The sequence below is a fragment of the Nitrospira sp. genome, from assembly GCA_030692565.1.
GTDB lineage: Bacteria > Nitrospirota > Nitrospiria > Nitrospirales > Nitrospiraceae > Nitrospira_D.
Genome location: JAUYAO010000044.1, coordinates 37,175 through 53,884, shown reverse-complemented (window position 1 = coordinate 53,884; position 16,710 = coordinate 37,175). Strand labels below are relative to the sequence as shown.

At 52.1% G+C, this 16,710-nt stretch carries 16 protein-coding genes; all 16 read left to right on the top strand.

Translation table 11 applies throughout. The annotated features are described in order from the left end of the window. Positions 1 to 69 precede the first annotated feature (69 nt). The 16 genes from Q8N04_11565 to Q8N04_11490 all read left to right on the top strand — a co-directional run bounded on the left by Q8N04_11565 (position 70) and on the right by Q8N04_11490 (position 16,611). Entirely contained in the window at positions 70 to 1,104 is a 1,035-nt protein-coding gene (locus Q8N04_11565) for a glycosyltransferase family 9 protein (protein MDP3091310.1), read from the top strand. Continuing rightward, positions 1,101 to 2,120, top strand: coding sequence for a glycosyltransferase family 9 protein (locus tag Q8N04_11560; protein ID MDP3091309.1), 1,020 nt, complete (start codon positions 1,101 to 1,103; stop codon positions 2,118 to 2,120). The genes Q8N04_11565 and Q8N04_11560 overlap by 4 nt, the downstream gene beginning before the upstream one ends. A 127-nt stretch (positions 2,121 to 2,247) precedes the next feature. Further along, positions 2,248 to 2,835 carry a winged helix-turn-helix transcriptional regulator gene (locus Q8N04_11555; GenBank protein MDP3091308.1) on the top strand — a complete coding sequence of 196 codons (588 nt, stop codon included), beginning with the start codon at positions 2,248 to 2,250 and terminating at the stop codon, positions 2,833 to 2,835. Positions 2,836 to 3,057: 222 nt separating this feature from the next. Further along, positions 3,058 to 3,438 (top strand): four helix bundle protein, encoded by a 381-nt coding sequence (locus Q8N04_11550; protein MDP3091307.1) that lies wholly within the window; start codon positions 3,058 to 3,060, stop codon positions 3,436 to 3,438. Positions 3,439 to 3,452: 14 nt separating this feature from the next. Beyond that, entirely contained in the window at positions 3,453 to 3,977 is a 525-nt protein-coding gene (locus tag Q8N04_11545) for a UpxY family transcription antiterminator (protein ID MDP3091306.1), read from the top strand. A gap of 38 nt (positions 3,978 to 4,015) precedes the next feature. After that, on the top strand, positions 4,016 to 5,101 hold the full coding sequence (gene gmd, locus Q8N04_11540; protein MDP3091305.1) for a GDP-mannose 4,6-dehydratase: 1,086 nt from the start codon (positions 4,016 to 4,018) through the stop codon (positions 5,099 to 5,101). A 332-nt stretch (positions 5,102 to 5,433) separates the two neighbouring features. After that, entirely contained in the window at positions 5,434 to 7,104 is a 1,671-nt protein-coding gene (locus Q8N04_11535) for an ABC transporter ATP-binding protein (protein MDP3091304.1), read from the top strand. 193 nt (positions 7,105 to 7,297) lie between these two features. Next, the gene (locus Q8N04_11530) at positions 7,298 to 8,377 is read left to right on the top strand and encodes a glycosyltransferase family 4 protein (protein ID MDP3091303.1); all 1,080 of its coding nucleotides are present in this window, start codon (positions 7,298 to 7,300) and stop codon (positions 8,375 to 8,377) included. Positions 8,378 to 8,386: 9 nt separating this feature from the next. Continuing rightward, positions 8,387 to 9,412, top strand: a complete 1,026-nt coding sequence (locus Q8N04_11525; protein ID MDP3091302.1) for a glycosyltransferase family 2 protein — start codon at positions 8,387 to 8,389, stop codon at positions 9,410 to 9,412. Between the two features lie 21 nt (positions 9,413 to 9,433). Next, complete coding sequence (locus Q8N04_11520) at positions 9,434 to 10,339, top strand: class I SAM-dependent methyltransferase (GenBank protein ID MDP3091301.1); 906 nt, start codon at positions 9,434 to 9,436, stop codon at positions 10,337 to 10,339. A gap of 362 nt (positions 10,340 to 10,701) precedes the next feature. Next, positions 10,702 to 11,367: a glycosyltransferase gene (locus Q8N04_11515; protein ID MDP3091300.1), complete on the top strand. Its 666-nt coding sequence runs from the start codon at positions 10,702 to 10,704 to the stop codon at positions 11,365 to 11,367. A 37-nt stretch (positions 11,368 to 11,404) separates the two neighbouring features. Then, entirely contained in the window at positions 11,405 to 12,232 is an 828-nt protein-coding gene (locus Q8N04_11510) for an FkbM family methyltransferase (protein MDP3091299.1), read from the top strand. An 18-nt stretch (positions 12,233 to 12,250) separates the two neighbouring features. Continuing rightward, the gene (locus Q8N04_11505) at positions 12,251 to 13,528 is read left to right on the top strand and encodes a class I SAM-dependent methyltransferase (protein MDP3091298.1); all 1,278 of its coding nucleotides are present in this window, start codon (positions 12,251 to 12,253) and stop codon (positions 13,526 to 13,528) included. 13 nt (positions 13,529 to 13,541) lie between these two features. Further along, a complete protein-coding gene (locus tag Q8N04_11500; GenBank protein MDP3091297.1) occupies positions 13,542 to 14,561 on the top strand; it encodes a GDP-mannose 4,6-dehydratase in 1,020 nt (339 codons plus the stop codon). Positions 14,562 to 14,635: 74 nt separating this feature from the next. Next, complete coding sequence (locus Q8N04_11495) at positions 14,636 to 15,556, top strand: FkbM family methyltransferase (protein MDP3091296.1); 921 nt, start codon at positions 14,636 to 14,638, stop codon at positions 15,554 to 15,556. 38 nt (positions 15,557 to 15,594) lie between these two features. Continuing rightward, a complete protein-coding gene (locus tag Q8N04_11490; protein ID MDP3091295.1) occupies positions 15,595 to 16,611 on the top strand; it encodes a glycosyltransferase family A protein in 1,017 nt (338 codons plus the stop codon). Positions 16,612 to 16,710: the final 99 nt, after the last annotated feature.

Here is a 16,710-nt window from a genome sequence, read left to right as displayed (position 1 = left end):
AGACAGTGTGTAGGGAGAAGCTGGCATAGTGTGATGCGCGTCACGCGTCACTCATCACGGACCATTGCCATGTCTGACTTCAAACGTATCCTGCTCATCAAGCCGAGCTCGCTGGGCGACATCGTCCATGCGATGCCGGTGGTGGCCGCGTTCAAACAGCGCTGGCCGTCAGCGCATCTGACTTGGCTGGTGAAGCGCCAATGGTCTGAGATCGTGCAGCGAATCGAAGGCGTCGATGCCGTGTGGGCGGTCGATCCCAGCCTGGGGTCGTGGGTTGGTCAAGCCATGGCACTAAGGGCCCAGCGGTTTGATCTGGTTGTTGATCTGCAAGGCCTCTTGCGCAGTGCGCTCGTGGGTCGGATGACCGGATGCGCTCAACGAGTGGGATTTGCTAACGGGCGCGAAGGGAGTCCGTGGCTGTACTCGCAGCGTGTGGCTGTGCCGACGCCTGAGATGCACGCGGTGGATCGGTATCTGCTGATGGCGGCGGCTGTCGGTGCGCCTGTGGAGAACGAGCCGCAATTTCGGTTTCGATTGCTGTCTCAAGATGTGACGGCGCTGCGGGAGCTGTTCAGGCGTAAGGGAATCGATCTGGATGCGCCGTGGGTGGCCATGAATGTTTCAGCGCGCTGGCAGACGAAACGCTGGCCGGCCGCCTCGTTTGCCGCCGTGGCGACTCAATTGGCGGCGCGCGGCATCGGACCGCTGGTGGTGATCGGCGGGCCCGACGAACGGGAGGCAAGCGGTCTCATGCGGAGTCTGACGGCCTGTCCGGTGGTCGATCTGACCGGCGAGACCCCGATCGGATTGTTGCCTGCTTTGTTGTCGAAAGCCTGCGTATTGATCACGAACGATTCAGGGCCGATGCATGTGGCCGCGGCAGTGGGGAGGCCGGTGGTGTCGATCTTCGGGCCGACCAGTGCGGTGCGTACCGGTCCTTACGGAGCAGGGCATACCGTCTTGACCCATGATCTGCCTTGTCGTCCCTGCTTCAGTCGCGTCTGCCGCAATGCGGTGCCGATGGAATGTCTCGAATCAATCACTCCTGAACAGGTCGTGGCGGCCGTTGTGTCCCAACAGTCCTGCCGTGCGGTGTCACGATGAATGTGCTGATCGTGCGTCCCGACGGGATCGGCGATTTGGTGCTCTCGCTTCCTGTTGCGACGCAATTGCGACAATTGATACCCGGAGTTCGCATCGGGGTGCTGGCGAATCCCGTGGCGGCGCCGATCTTGGAGCACCATTCCGATATCGATTATGTGCGAACGGTTTCCTTGCAGGCGTCGATACCCGACATGATGCAAGCTTTTTCCGGCGGGATCGATGCGGTCATTTTTCTCAAGCCGTTTCGGCGCTTGATGTGGGCGGCGTGGCGGGCCGGCATTCCGCTTCGCGTGGCCACGGGCTTTCGATGGCAGAGCGTGTTGGCGAATCGCTGGATTCATGAACACCGAAGCAGTTTTCAGAAGCATGAGTCGGACTGCAATGTGGAGATGCTCAAGGGGCTGCGGCTGACGCCGTTACCGGTGGCGGCGCCTGCGCTTCAACTCACCGAGGTGGAGCGAGCCGATGGGGGGCGACGATGGGGCGGCGCTGCATTGCCGCGAGTCGTCATGCATCCCGGTGGTGTGTCGGCCAGGCATTGGCGACCAGCGCATTATCGGGATCTTGCCCAGACGTTGGCACAACAAGGGTATGCGGTGGTGTTGACTGGCAGCCAGGTCGAACGCGATCAATTCCAGAGCGAGACGTTGGACGGTATCGTCCTCCACCCCGAGATCAACAATCTCATGGGGCAACTCGCCATTCGGGAGTTAATGGCGGTGATCGGGGCTGCTCATGTAGTGGTATCTGGCGCAACCGGTCCGGCCCATCTGGCTGCAGCCCTCAGTGTGCCTACGGTCAGTCTGTTTGATCCGCGTCGGAACAATCTGCCGATCCGCTGGAAGCCATTGGGGCGTGGGGTGCTGCTTCGCCCGGACGTCCCGACCTGTGATAAATGTATCGGCGAGGCTTGCCCTTATTGGGATTGTCTCGATCGATTTTCCGTTGAGGATATCGCCGCTCGACTCGGTGCCGTGGTTCGATCCGCCCAGCCGTTAACGATTCACCATATCTAGTCGCCGCCGACTTGGCCAATCTTCCCCTAGATCGTTGATATCCCTACCTATTGTGGAATTCTTTCTTGACTCCCTCTCCTAATTGTGTTCATATCCTGAACGTTTTTTAGTGGAGCCTCTAAATGAGATGAATCTTCAGGGACAACGAGACCTTATTTTGCTCACGGAGTTGGAGCGGGACGGCGCGATCACGCAGCGGTCTCTCGCTATTAAATTAGGTGTGGCACTTGGTCTCACGAATCTGTACCTCAAGCGGCTTGCGAGAAAGGGATACGTCAAAGTCACGACCATCCCATCTCACCGGATTCGTTATCTGCTGACGCCTCAAGGATTTGCCGAGAAGTCCCGGCTTACCTACCTCTACATGCAGTACTCCTTGTCGCACTATCGGGATATGCGCGCCCGTTTGCGCGATGTCCTGTCGCGGGTCACCGTGGTGGGAGGTCGGCGGATTGTGATCTTTGGGACCAGCGAATTTGCCGAAATGGCCTACCTCTCGTTGCGGGAGATGGACATGGAGTTAGTAGGGTTTGTCAGCGACGAGACGGCAGGGACGTTTCTCTCGTATCCCGTCTCGCATCCGAGTGTCTTGAAAGAGTGGGAGTTTGATGCCGTGGTGCTCGCCGATCTCGATCGGTCGCATGAACACGGAGAAATGCTGGTGCAGTACCAGGTTCCGAATGGCAAGGTGCTCGCGCTCGGCCCCACGGCCTGAGTAGACCGTACTCTCAGGTAGTTCTTTGTGTTCACTGTAAGTGAGAGGGCGAAGCTGTCTCCGAAGACTGGTCTATCTGGTCGAAGAAGTCTATTCGGTCTATCTAGTCTGTTCGGTCAGTTGATCAGATAGACCATAGGGACCGGACCCACCAGACAGACCAGACAGACCAGACAGACCAGAAAGACCAGAAAGACCAGAAAGACCAAACAGACCCGCACCATGAAATTAACCCGTTTTGAAGACCTTGAATGTTGGAAGGAAGCTAGGCAGTTGACTCGTCTGGTGTACGAGGCGGTGGGACAAAGCTCCCAATGGCAAAAGGATCTTCGTCTTTGTGGGCAAATGCAAGGCGCGGCCGTTTCTGTTATGGCGAATATTGCCGAGGGATTCGTTCGACATTCAGACAAGGAATTTGTCCAGTTCCTATTTGTAGCGGTGGCCTCCGCAGCTGAAGTTCAAAGCCACCTTTATGTGGCGGTAGATCAGGGGTATCCTGCGCCGGAGAAATTTGACTCCATGTATGTGCAAGCAGAAAAGACCGGCAGAACCATCTCAGGACTCATCAAGTATCTTCGACGTACGACCAAGTCGACCAAATAGTCCGGGTAGGCTGGATGAACCAGACAGACCAAACGAACCAGACAGACCAATCCCCCCGCTGGTATGCGCTTCGTACCAGGTCGCGCCATGAAAAGTTGGTGCGAGATCAGTTGGAGAAACAAGGGATTGAGCCGTTGCTACCGACAGTGAAACGGCTTAGTCAGTGGAAGGATCGCAAGAAGGAGATCGAAGTTCCGCTGTTTTCAGGCTATTGCTTCGTGCGGTTTTCGCAGCAGGATAGGCTTCCCGTGCAGAAGGTATCCGGCGTGGTGGAAGTTGTGGGGAGCGGGAGCCAGCCTGAGCCGATTCCAGATGAAGAGATTGAAGCATTGAAGACTCTCATGACCAGTGTCCTGCCATATGATCCCCATCCATATCTCCATGAAGGCATGATGGTGGAAGTGGTGCGGGGGCCATTGCGGGGTGTGCATGGCCTCCTCTTGCGGAAGGAGAAGCGGCATCGGCTAGTGATTGGTGTTCGCTTGATTCAGCAGGCGGCGGCGGTGGAGATCGATGTGCAAGACGTGGTGCCTTCATAACTGTGGCAATTAATCTGGGAAGCAATGGAGTCTCACGAATGCAAAAGGTCGCACTGGTCACCGGCGTCACAGGTCAAGACGGGGCCTACTTGACCGAATTTTTGTTGAACAAAGGCTATATAGTTCATGGCATCAAGCGCCGTGCGTCCTCGTTCAATACGGCACGGATCGACCATCTCTATCGTGATCCGCATATCGAAGGCGTACGGCTTTTCCTGCATCACGGTGATTTGACGGACTCCTCCAACTTAACGCGTATCATTCAGCAGACGCAGCCGGATGAGATCTATAATCTTGCGGCGCAGAGCCATGTGGCCGTGTCCTTCGAGTCTCCCGAATATACCGCGGATGTCGACGGTGTGGGGACCTTGCGAATGCTGGAGGCGATCCGCATTCTCGGTCTTGAGAAGAAGACCAGATTTTATCAGGCTTCGACATCTGAGTTGTACGGATTGGTCCGGGAAACGCCACAAAAGGAGACCACGCCGTTTTATCCACGGTCTCCCTATGCCGTCGCCAAATTATACGCCTACTGGATTACGGTCAATTACCGGGAGGCGTATGGGCTATACGCCTGCAACGGCATCCTCTTCAATCATGAATCTCCCATTCGCGGTGAGAATTTTGTCACTCGCAAGATTACTCGTGGCCTGGCACGAATCAAGGTCGGGCTCCAGGATACTCTGTACATAGGGAATTTAGATGCCAAGCGTGATTGGGGGCATGCGAAGGACTATATTGAAATGCAATGGCTCATGTTGCAGCAGGAGCGTCCGGAAGACTTTGTCATTGCCACCGGCGTGCAGTACAGCGTCCGGCACTTCATTAATGCGGTGGCCGGAGAGTTGGGGCTTTCCATTCGGTGGGAAGGTGCAGGGATTGATGAGAAGGGGTATGGGACTGATGGAAAGTGTATCGTTGCCGTTGATCCACGGTATTTCCGTCCGGCCGAGGTGCAGTCGCTTCTCGGAGATTCCTCGAAAGCAAAAGCAAAGCTGGGTTGGGAGCCGAAAATTACGTTCGATCAACTGGTTTCAGAAATGGCGTGTGCAGACCTAAAGTCTGCCGAGCGGGATAAGCTAGTGAGGAGCCACGGGTACGATGTCTTAGACCAGCATGAGTGATAATTCGTTGAGCCGTAGGGCTATCTTGACCCAATGAGTATGCGGTCGTCTTTTTGGTTCACCTCTTATTCAAGCTGCGTGTTTTTCTGATCCTGGACTTGATCGCTCTGGACATCTCCACTCGTTGTTTTGCCTTCATGGGTAGCAGTAGTTATTGTCCGACCGGCCGTCAGAGATATTGAGTAATGTACTCTTCATCGAGAAGCGATAGCCTTCCCAGCGTACTAAGAGGTCTGTGGCAACACCTCAGTTGTCGGCGTCAGAACCAGTTTAAGCTGCTCCTGGTTCTCATGCTGGTGAGTGCATTCACCGAGATTGTGAGCTTGGGGGCCGTGCTGCCATTTATTGGAATCATCACTGCACCGGAGGTTGTATTTAAGAGTCCGATGGTCGCGGAGCTGGTCCGGGTTTGGGGGGTCACATCAGCCGATCAATTGGTGTTGCCGTTCACGGTGGGATTTGCAGTGGCTGCGTTGGTGGCGGGAGTAATCCGTCTCCTTCTCTTGTGGGCCAGCACGCGACTTGCTTTTGCCAGTGGCGCCGATTTGAGCATTGAAGTCTATCGTCGGACGCTGTACCAGCCCTATCAGGTGCATGTCGCCCGCAATAGCAGCGAGGTGATCAACGGCATCACAAACAAGGTCAACAGCGTGGTATTCGGGGTGCTCCTGCCCGTACTCACGTTGATGAGTTCCATGGTCCTGTTGGTGGCTGTCACCCTTGCGTTGATTGCCATTGATCCGGTCATGGCTTTGGCAACGACACTGGGCTTTGGTGCGACCTATGGAGTAATTGCCTGGATGTTTCGGAGAAAGCTCAATCGCAACAGCGAACGCATCGCCTATGAACAGACGCAAGTTATTAAAGCGCTTCAAGAGGGGCTAGGTGGCATTCGTGATGTACTCTTAGACGGGACTCAACCAGTGTACTGCGATGTCTACCGTCAGGCAGATCATCCAGCTCGGTTGGCGCAGGGGAATAATATCTTTATGGGGCATTGTCCTCGCTATGCCATTGAAGCGTTGGGGATGATCGTGATTGCCGCTCTGGCCTACAATTTAGGCCATCAGCCTGGCGGACTCGCCATGGTTTTGCCGGTATTGGGCGCGCTTGCTCTTGGTGCGCAACGCCTGCTACCTGCTTTGCAGCAGGCCTATAATGCTTGGGCTGTGATCATTGGAAGCCATGCGTCAGTCGTTGATACTCTTTATTTATTGGATCAGCCTCTTCCTCCAGAGTCGCTGCAGCCTGCACCGGCTCCGTTAGTATTTCACGACAAGATCAGTTTCAACGCGGTCCGCTTTCGCTATAGCCCTGAAGGCCCTTGGGTATTGGATGGGCTCGGTCTCACAATTCCCAAAGGAGCCCGGATCGGTTTTGTGGGGAGCACCGGTAGTGGGAAAAGCACCGTGCTGGATTTGTTGATGGGGCTACTCGTTCCTACCGAGGGGGATGTCCTGGTAGACGGTCAGTCCATCTCAGGCAACCGTCTCAGGGCCTGGCAGCGAACCATCGCCCATGTCCCGCAAAACATATTTCTGGCGGATACTACTCTGGCTGAAAATATCGCTTTTGGTGTGCCGCTGGCAGCCATTGATATGCAACGGGTTCAACAAGCTGCACGGCAAGCTCAAATTGCAGATTTTATTGAAAGTCGTACCGATGGCTATGGGGCTTATGTTGGAGAGCGGGGCATCCGGCTGAGCGGGGGGCAACGGCAACGAATCGGCATTGCTCGCGCCCTGTACAAACGTGCGAGCGTGTTGGTGTTTGATGAGGCGACCAGTGCGCTCGACAATACGACTGAACAGTCCGTGATGGATGCCATTGATGGACTGGATCGTGGTCTCACAATCCTGCTCATCGCTCACCGGCTTACCACCGTGCGACGCTGTGATGAAATCGTGGAGCTTGGGAGCGGTCGCATAGTCGCCCAAGGATCATACGACCAGCTGCTAGTATCCAGTCCCTCGTTCCGTGGAAATGCTCGGGTCGTTGGGTGAGAGGCCTGGTCAAGTTGTTTCTTGGACTGAGAGAAGCATGTTCCGAACACTCCGCCTTACACGACACTCCTGGTCGGCTTGCTAATCATATAGATCGCCGGTGTGTGCTGTATCGAATCTATTCTTGTGTGATGGATGCTCTTGAGGCTCGGGCCGCTCTGTGGCGTGGGGCCTTTTGCCGGAGTGCGCATTGATGAAAGTTCTTTTTGTCGCCGGCGACGTCAGGCGAATCGGGGGAATTGAAAAGTTCAACAGAGATTTTCTCTCAGCGCTCACTCACGGCGGGGCGGACATCATCCTTGTTGAGCGACGAGAGGGACAGTTGTGGGCGAAGATTTCTTTTGTCGCCAGATTCCTATGGCGGTTCTTCGTGGATCGCCCTGATATTGTTTTTTGTGCGCATTTGAATTTTTCCCCGGTGTGCGCGTTTCTGAAAGCATTGTGGGGAACGCCGTACACATTGGCACTCTATGGGATTGAAGTGCTTGATGTGAAAAGCTTCTTGAAGCGCCGTGGGATTTCAGAGGCGCGGATGATCATTACGATTTCTGAATATACGAAGGGATTGATTCTTAAACAATTTCCGGAAGTCGAAGACCGTATGTTCATGCTCCCGAGCGCTGTCGATGGGGATGCGTTTTTCGTGAAAGAAAAAAGTCGGATCTTGCTGGACCGATTTAAACTCGCAGGGCGACCGATTATCCTCTCGCTGGCCAGACTTTCCACACTTGAGCATAAAGGGCAGGATCGGGTGCTGAAAGCGCTTCCTCGTGTATTGGAACAGGTGCCCGATGCGCTCTACCTCATCGTCGGGAGCGGTCAGGATGAGCGTGTGAACGCAATTCTTACCGAGCATCCGGAACTCAAGAAAAGTGTGATTATGGCTGGGGCGGCAGCCGATCATGAGCGGGTCGATTATTACAATCTTGGAGATGTGTTTGTGCTTCCGTCAAAGTTCGAAGGTTTTGGCATTGTGTTTATTGAATCGTTAGCCTGTGGCGTTCCGGTTGTGGCAACTGCCGGGTACGGCTGCCGCGAAGGGCTTCTCGGTGGCGAATTAGGGCTGCTGGTTCAGCCGGACGATGTAGATTCGATTGCAGATGCAATCGTCACGATTCTGGCCAGAACAGCGCCCTGCAAATTGTTCGACCGCGAATATTTGCGCAAACGAACGCTGGAGGTCTATGGCATCCGTGCGTGGAACGAACGTGTGGAGGCGTTGCTGGAATTGTTCGGCGCGCCCAAGCCGACGACAGGGAAAACTGCGGCATAAGCCTTTGATATGAGCCAGCCGATTTTCGCCTCAATCTGTATCTTGAGCTACAACCGGCCAGAGTTACTTCTGCGGCTGCTGAAAACCATTGATGTATCTCGAGGAGACGAGATTGAAGTGGTGGTGTGCGAGGACTCCAGTCCGAGGCAGCAGGAAATACGAGACGTCGTCGCCGGATTTAGATCGGACCGCTCGTATCCTGTGGTGTATTTGGCGAACAAGAAAAATCTTGGATATGACGGAACTTTTTGTGAATTAGTCAAGCATGCAAGTGGAACCTGGCTGATCTTCATGGGTGATGACGACGAGTTTGTGCCGGGTGCCCTTGATAAAGTCTTGGGTTTTTTGCGCGGCTACCCTGGGCTAGGGTACGTGATGAAATCGCACTATCTGATTTACGACGAGAAAAGGAAGGAGCGGTTTCGATATTTTCAGCAGTCCATGTTCTTCGAGCCGGGGGTTGAAGCCTATGTTGAGCTGTTCCGGAAGAGCGTCTATATCGCAGGGTTTACGATTCGCCGGGAGTATGCTGCTCCTTTTCTGACAGACCGGTTTGACGGAACGATGCTCATTCAGCTCTATTTGCTTGCCGAAGTGGTGTTGCGGCATCCCTCCGCGTATTTTGATGACCCCTTTACGCAGCAGTACGCCTCTCACGAGCACAACGTGGGCGATGTCATGTTCGATCGAGAGAAGGGGAAATTCATCCCACGTCGCCCCACGCTTGAAATATCATTGAACTTTCTGAAAAGTTTTTCCCGGATCACGGAGTTTGTCGACCAACAACATGCGATTGCGTCGACTGAGCGTATCAAAAAGGATATGTCCAAGTATTTTTACCCGAGCTTGGCCGTTCATCGGAACTCAGGATTGAAGGCGTTTTTTCAATACGTCCGCGAGCTCAACAAGCTGGGCTTTAATGCCTCCTACTTGTACTACCTCTACGTCGTGTTGCTGGTGGTGCTGGGTAAGGGGGTCTGTGATTGGGGTGTTTTTCAGCTTAAGCGGGTATTGGGTCACACGCCGAGATTGTAAGGGGGCATAGTGAGACCGATCATGACAAGTAGGCCAGTGGCAGCTGAAAGCCTGCCGATGCGGGTATTCAGAAAGCTCGGAATGGATCCAATCGCGTGGTCGTTGCGCCGGTTGTATTGTCCGGTCGGCAGGGATGCGCTGGTGTTGGAGGTTGGAAGCGGTGCGTCCCCTTATTTCAGGGCCAATGTGCTGTGCGATGCCTATGAGGAAACACAGGAGAGATTCTACGCCCATCTTGTACGCGATCGGCCGACTATTCTGGCGTTTGGCGAACGATTGCCGTTCAAGGATGGGAGTTTCGATTTCGTGATTGCTTCACATGTGCTCGAACATTCCGCCGAACCCGAGAAGTTCCTGAGCGAGATTCAGCGTGTGGGAAAGGCGGGATATATTGAAGGGCCCGATGCATTCATGGAGCGATTGACGCACTATGGTTTTCACCGCTTAGAAATTGCCGACACGGATGGCCAGCTTGTCATAAGAAAGAAGAAACATTACATCCAGGACGAAGAAGTTGTCGGGCTGTTTCATAATAAAGCGCGGTCCATATTTCCGAACTGGGTGTCCCGATTTCCCTTCCATTTCCATGTCCGGTATTTTTGGAATAGAGAGAGCGGCGGAATCAAGTATCGGATTCTGAACCCGGAGTGTGATGCGAGTTGGGATGGACCACAGTCAAGCGCAGCCGAGCTCATTCAGAACCCGGCACCGATGGCGATCATCAAACAACGGATTCTGGCAGTCATTCGGAGGCTGTTTTCCCAGAACAGTAGGAATAAATCGCTAGATCTGATGAACCTGCTGGAGTGCCCGAACTGCCATCGGCAATCCTTCAAGTTGCAGGGTGGCCATGCCGTATGTGAGGGGTGTCAGGCCAAACATTCGGTGTACCTGCCGTGCGGTACCGGCAATTCAATCCCGGCATGAGTCGCATTCTCTATATCGGTGACCTGAATGAGTATGGGAGAGGATTCCAACGCTATCGGACATTAGAAGGCCTTGGGCATGAGGTCGTTGCCTTGTCACACACAAAAGTATCACCCCCCGGGCGTATTGATCCTCCCTCCATTCTCTATCGAGTGCGCTGGAAGCTGAAAATCCCGGTCGATGACATGTGTGTCAATGAGCAGGCCTGCGCTGTCCTTCGATCTGCCCCGTTCGATGTCATATGGATTGAGAAGGGAAATATGATGTGGCCGTGGACCTTGCGGCATATCAAGGCTCAGATGCCTTCTGCAAGGTTGGTTTCGTGTTCAGAGGACGATATGTTTGCCTGGCACGGACATTCGATGTGGTATCGCTGGGGCGTCCGCTACTACGATGTTGTGTTTACGACGAAACGATATAACCTCAGCGAACTGAAATTGTGGGGCGCTAGGCAGACGAGGCTCTTTCTTGACTCATACGATGAGCGTGTGCACAGGCCTATTTCCTTGACCGAGACAGATCTGGCGCGCTTTTCTTGCGACGTGAGCGCAATCGGTGCATTTGAGAAGGAACGAGCCGAATCATTACTATATCTTGCCGAGCACGGGGTGAGGGTGGTGGTGTGGGGTAATGGATGGAGTGGATGGGTGAATCGACACCCACACCTTGTCGTGAAGAACGAGTTTCTTTTCGGTGAGGACTATTCGAAAGCTATTTGCGCCACCAAAATCAATCTGAATTTTCTGCGCAAAGTGAATCGGGATGAAGTGACAAGCCGCAGCGTGGAAATTCCTGCCTGTGGCGGGTTCATGCTTGCGGAGAGAACTAGCCGGCATGGGGAATTTTTTGAGGAGGGGAAAGAGGCGGAATTCTTCGCGTCAAACGATGAACTCCTCGCCAAGATCACGTATTATCTCGCCCACGATGAGGACCGGGAGCGGATCGCGCGTGCCGGCTGTGAACGCTGTGTGAAGAGCGGCTACAGCATGCGTGTTCAGTTGGCTCAGATGCTAAGAGCTATTTCTTGACTGGCTTAACAGTCATTGGTTCGGAGGGTAAGCGGCCATGGCCATGGATGTTCTGCGAATATTAAAAACTGCTGCTAAACACACGCTTACCTTTCCTCAAGTTCTACTCCATCGAGTGAAAGGGATTGAAGGCAGTCATGACGAGCTCGTCACTTTCTTTAGGTACTTTCCATTTGCAACAATAAATAAAGATCGAACGGTTTCTTTTTCGATGAACGGGCGCAAGGTTAAAATCTTCTACGGGGATTTATTCCCTATGGCGGCGGGGATATTTAAGAGCGGTGAGTATGACGTTCTTCCCGTTGCGGGCAAGGTTGTCGTTGATATTGGTGCTGCTATCGGTGATACAGCAGTGTATTTTCCCCTGAAGGGGGCAAGCAGAGTTTACAGGTATGAATTGAATAGAAGGTATTTTGATTTGGCGCAAAGGAATATAGACCTTAATAATTTTAGAGATAAAATTGAAATCGAGTATTGCGGTGTTTCAAGCAGGAAGATCAGTAGCTCGGACGCTATCCTTGGGGCATGTGTTCCAGAACAGGACAGGCAAGAAGTGGACAAGGCTCCCTTCAAGACGCTTGATGACATAGTCAAGCGAAGTGAAGTGCGAGATGCTATTTTGAAGTTAGACGTAGATGGGTTTGAGTATGAAATAATTCGTTTTGCGAGTCGTGAGACGTTGCGTCGTTTCAGCCTCATTTTCATTGAATATCATTTTGGACCACAAGATCTGGAAAGCAAGCTCGTTGAAGCTGGTTTTTCGGTTGAGAACAAGAAAATTACTACTGTGGTTATTTCTAGGCATCCAGATGAGTATCGCAATATGGATATCGGTTATATCCTAGCCAAAAGAGGGAATTGTTAATTATTAAGGAAACAACATATGAGTAGCGCTAGTTACAGGACTATTGAAAAGTGCAGAGTTTGTGAGTCCCAAAACTTGATGAGCATCTTGTCGCTCGGGGACTTGTTTGTTTCCGACTTTCTCGACGTGCCAGACAAGTCGAGGGGGATCAAGGCTCCACTTGAGCTGGTGTTATGTGATCAACATGCCGGGGGGTGCGGGTTGCTGCAGCTTCGGCACACAGTTTCCGGCGAAGCCATGTACCGAAATTATTGGTACCGATCAGGTATCAATAAAACCATGACGGACGAGTTGAATAGCATTGCTGAGAAGGCCGCCAAGATCGGAAAGCTTCAGTCGAATGACTATGTCATCGATATTGGCGCAAACGATGGCACATTGCTCCGGGGTTATAAAGTTGCCGGGCTCAAGACAATCGGGTTTGAGCCGGCAAGAAACCTGGAAGCGTTTGGAACGCAGGGAACGACAAAGATCATTGTGGATTTCTTTAATGCCGATGCCTGGAAGAAGACGTTCGGGACCGATCGGGCCAAAGTCATTACAGCCATCGGGATGTTTTATGATCTCGACGATCCCAATGCTTTTGTCTCCGATATTGTGAAGTGTTTGGATGATGAGGGCTTGCTGATCATCCAGATGATGTATCTCCCGTCTTTCTTGGAGCGTAATGCTTTCGACGGAATCTGCCACGAGCATCTTGAGTATTATTCTTTGCAATCTCTTGAACGGCTTCTTGACCGACATGGGCTCAAGGTGTGCGATGTTGAGATGCGAGAGCATATCAATGAGGGCAGTGTGCGCGTCTTCATCAGGAAGGCTGGCTTAGGCCGTTCCCTCAGTCTTGATGCGGGGGCCGAGGGGCGGGTCACTGCCCTGCGAGCAAAGGAGGCCAGTCTTGGCCTTGACCATCAGCAGACCTATGACGCGCTCGTAAAGCGAATTCTGGATGCGAAGGAACAGGTTGTCACCTTGATACGACAAGAGGTGGCCAAGGGTAAAAAGGTTCATGGGTATGCCGCCTCGACGAAGGGTAATACAACCCTCCAGTTTTATGGTCTTACCCCGGACTTGATTGAAGCCATTGCGGATAGAAACCCTCAAAAATGGGGAAAATATACGGCGGGAACCGTCATTCCAGTTATTTCAGAAGAGGAATCCAGGGCTCGAAAGCCGGATTATTATTTTCTTTTGGCGTGGCATTTCTTGCCGGAGTTCTTGAGTAGGGAGACGGAGTTTCTTCGCAAAGGCGGAAAGTTTATTGTTCCGATGCCAGAATTTAGAGTGATAGGAAGCTAGGCGCAGTATTCCTATGAATACAGAAAAGAAAGTTGCCGTAATTACAGGAGTGAATGGCCAGGACGGTTCTTATCTGGCGGAACTCTTACTCGGAAAAGGTTATGCGGTTCATGGGCTATTGCGTCCTCCCTCGATAGGCGAGAGTGGGAATTCTTTCTCCAATATTGGTCATCTTCTGCTGAGCCCACAGCTTACGCTCCATCATGTTGATATTACAGACGAGAACTCGCTTAAGAAGGTCGTGTATGCAATAGAGCCAAGCGAAATTTATCACCTGGCTGCACAAAGCCATACCCCAAAGTCCTTTGAGAATCCTTGGGGGACTTTTCAGGCAAATACTCATAGCACTCTCTCGCTTCTGTCGGTCATTAAAGACGTGATGCCGCGGGTTAGATTTTATTTTGCCGCGAGTAGTGAACTGTTTGGAGATGCGGTTGAGTCCCCGCAGAGCGAAGTTACCCCGTTTAATCCAAACTCCCCCTATGGGATTTCAAAAATTGCCGGTTATTATTTGACTAAACTTTATCGGAGAAAGTATTCGATTTTTGCATGTTCAGGAATCTGTTTTAGCCACGAGTCTCCTCGTCGTGCCAATATTTTTGTAACAAGGAAAATTACTTTGACCGCTGCGCGTATCAAGTACGGCCTGGCCGAAAAATTAGTACTGGGTAATTTAGAGACGAAGCGGGATTGGGGATACTCCGGGGATTTTGTCGAAGCAATTTGGGCGATGCTGCAGCAGGATTTGCCAGATGACTATGTAATCGGCACTCAGGAGAACCACACGATACAAGAATTTGTTGAGCGGGCATTTGCTTATGCGGGGCTCGATTGGAAGCGGTATGTTGTTGTAGATCCCCAGTTGTATAGGCCTGCCGAAGCTACTCCGTGGCTTGCAGACACAACGAAAGCTAGGCGCCATTTAGGCTGGAAGCCTAAGACATCATTTAGTGAGCTCGTAACAATGATGATGGACAGCGATCTTGCAATCGCACAAGGGGAAAGAGATCGGCCTGATAATCGTAATCATTGAATCTTGATGGCGAAAGGCATGCCACCCAAGTGCTCTGACTCTACGGAGAAACGCCTTGATTGGGGGGAGTGTTGATGGAAACTAGACTGAAAAGACTGCAGCTCGCTATCAAAACCACCGCAAACTGGCCGTCTGCAATAGCAGTTTGGCTTGGATTGGCGCAGGAGTGTCATGCGCGGTTTAAAGGGGGCCATGTTCTTAAGTTCAACCGGAATTCCTGGCTTGAATATCTCCGATGCGTGTATCTGTTTCATCATTTCCCCTCTGCAACTCTTACAGAGAACACGGTTAATTTTACATACAAGGGTAAGGAGTTGTCTTTTGCATTTGGGAAGTATGGGTTCGATACGGTGCTGGAAATTTTTGGTGGTGATCCCTACCGGGAATTCTTTGAGTCCACTAGCGTTCGAGGCAAGCAGGTTGTTGATATAGGGGCGGCTTTCGGCGACACTGCGGTCTCGTTCTTGCTTGAGGGCGCCAAGGCGGTGTATGCGGTTGAGGCCTTCCCTGGGTACTTTCGGTTGGCAGAAGAGAACATCCGAAGAAATGGATTCTCAAATTCTTGCCAGATAATTCTTGCTGCTGCGGGAAAGAGTCCGGGGTCGCTAACAATTGATCACGATCTGGAAGATATGTTTGGGGTAGGCATCGAGAGCTCCGAAGTGGGCACGTCGATTCCCGTAATGACGCTTGAAGAAATCGTGAATAGATTTGAGGTTGATTCCGGGATTCTGAAGATGGATGTGGAGGGCTATGAGTACGATATATTGTTGAATACGGATAAGGCAATTCTGCGAAGATTTTCCGATATGGTGATTGAATATCATTATGGGTTCGAGAAATTGAAATCTCATCTTGAAGCTGCGGGGTTTGTCGTGAAGCATACTCCTCCCCACTTGGTGTACATGCCTCAACTCAAGGATGAGCAGTCGCGGAATATGTGGGTAGGGAACATTTATGCAACCCGTGAGAAGGAAAGTTGTCAAACAGCATGAACGCGGCCACGAATCTTCGCCGCATGCGAGCATGATTCATGATTGATAGCCAAAACAAAATCACTCTCAGTGTGTGCATCCCAACATACAATCGTCCGCATGAGCTGGAGCGTATGCTGAAAGGTCTCTTGCCGCAGATGACCCCAGAGACAGAAGTGGTCGTGCGAGACGATAGTACCACTGCAGATTCAAAAGACGTATTTGACAGGATGGTCGCGGGGAAGGCCATTAACTTTCAGTACTTCACTGGGCCAAAAATTGGTCTTGATGCGGCTAGTCTGTTCTTGCTGGAGCGCGCGAAGGGTGAATTCTATTGGCTGTTCAGTGACGATGACGAACTTTTGTCAGGCGGGATAGATGCTGTGCTTGGTTTGATTAAGGCTAATCCTGATCTGAATTTGATTTGGGCAAATTTCGACTCAGATCTTCCTCGAGGGGTGGCAATCCAGGGTAGACCGTCCGGTTTCTTTCGAGATGGAAGCGAAGCGTTGGAGGTTGTAGGAACTGGGATAGGTCTTGTATCGACACAAATCATGCGGAAGCAGAGTGGTTTGTCAGGTTTGGACATCGCGCGCAAGCATGTGGTGGGTTTTTCGTTTGCATCGACCTGTGCCTATCTTCATGTCCTCTCTGGGCCGGGCAGGTTCTACTTCCTTGCCGGCCCCTATGTCCTAAACCACCCAACTACCGTTGAGGAAATAAAGAGGGCGACAATCAAGACCGGAGAGATCGTAAACGAAGGATTCAATGTTTATGGAATTCATTTCTATTCTATTGTGAAGGAGTTTGAAGGGAAATTTACCCGTCGATCGATCCGAAAGATTCTAAAAACGAATTTCGCCGCGCTTTGGAGGGGTATGCTCGTCGGTTGGGTTGGCGGGTGGGATACTCCTTCTGGGAAGCTGTGGAAAATGTTTAAGTACTATTGGAGTTTCCCGGAATTCTGGATTGCCTTGCCGGTTTTCCTGATGCCTTTGTGGGTGAATAGAGTTCTATACAAGGTATACAAGCTCTTCTTTAGTCATCGCAGATTGCGTGTTTTGCAGGAGTATTGAGTTGATTGGAGCTTCGTGGGCACAAGGGTTGGTTTTTCTGACTCCCTCACCCCGGTAGAGTAGGTCTTACGAACAAATGTGGTACTCCGGCCTGGGCAA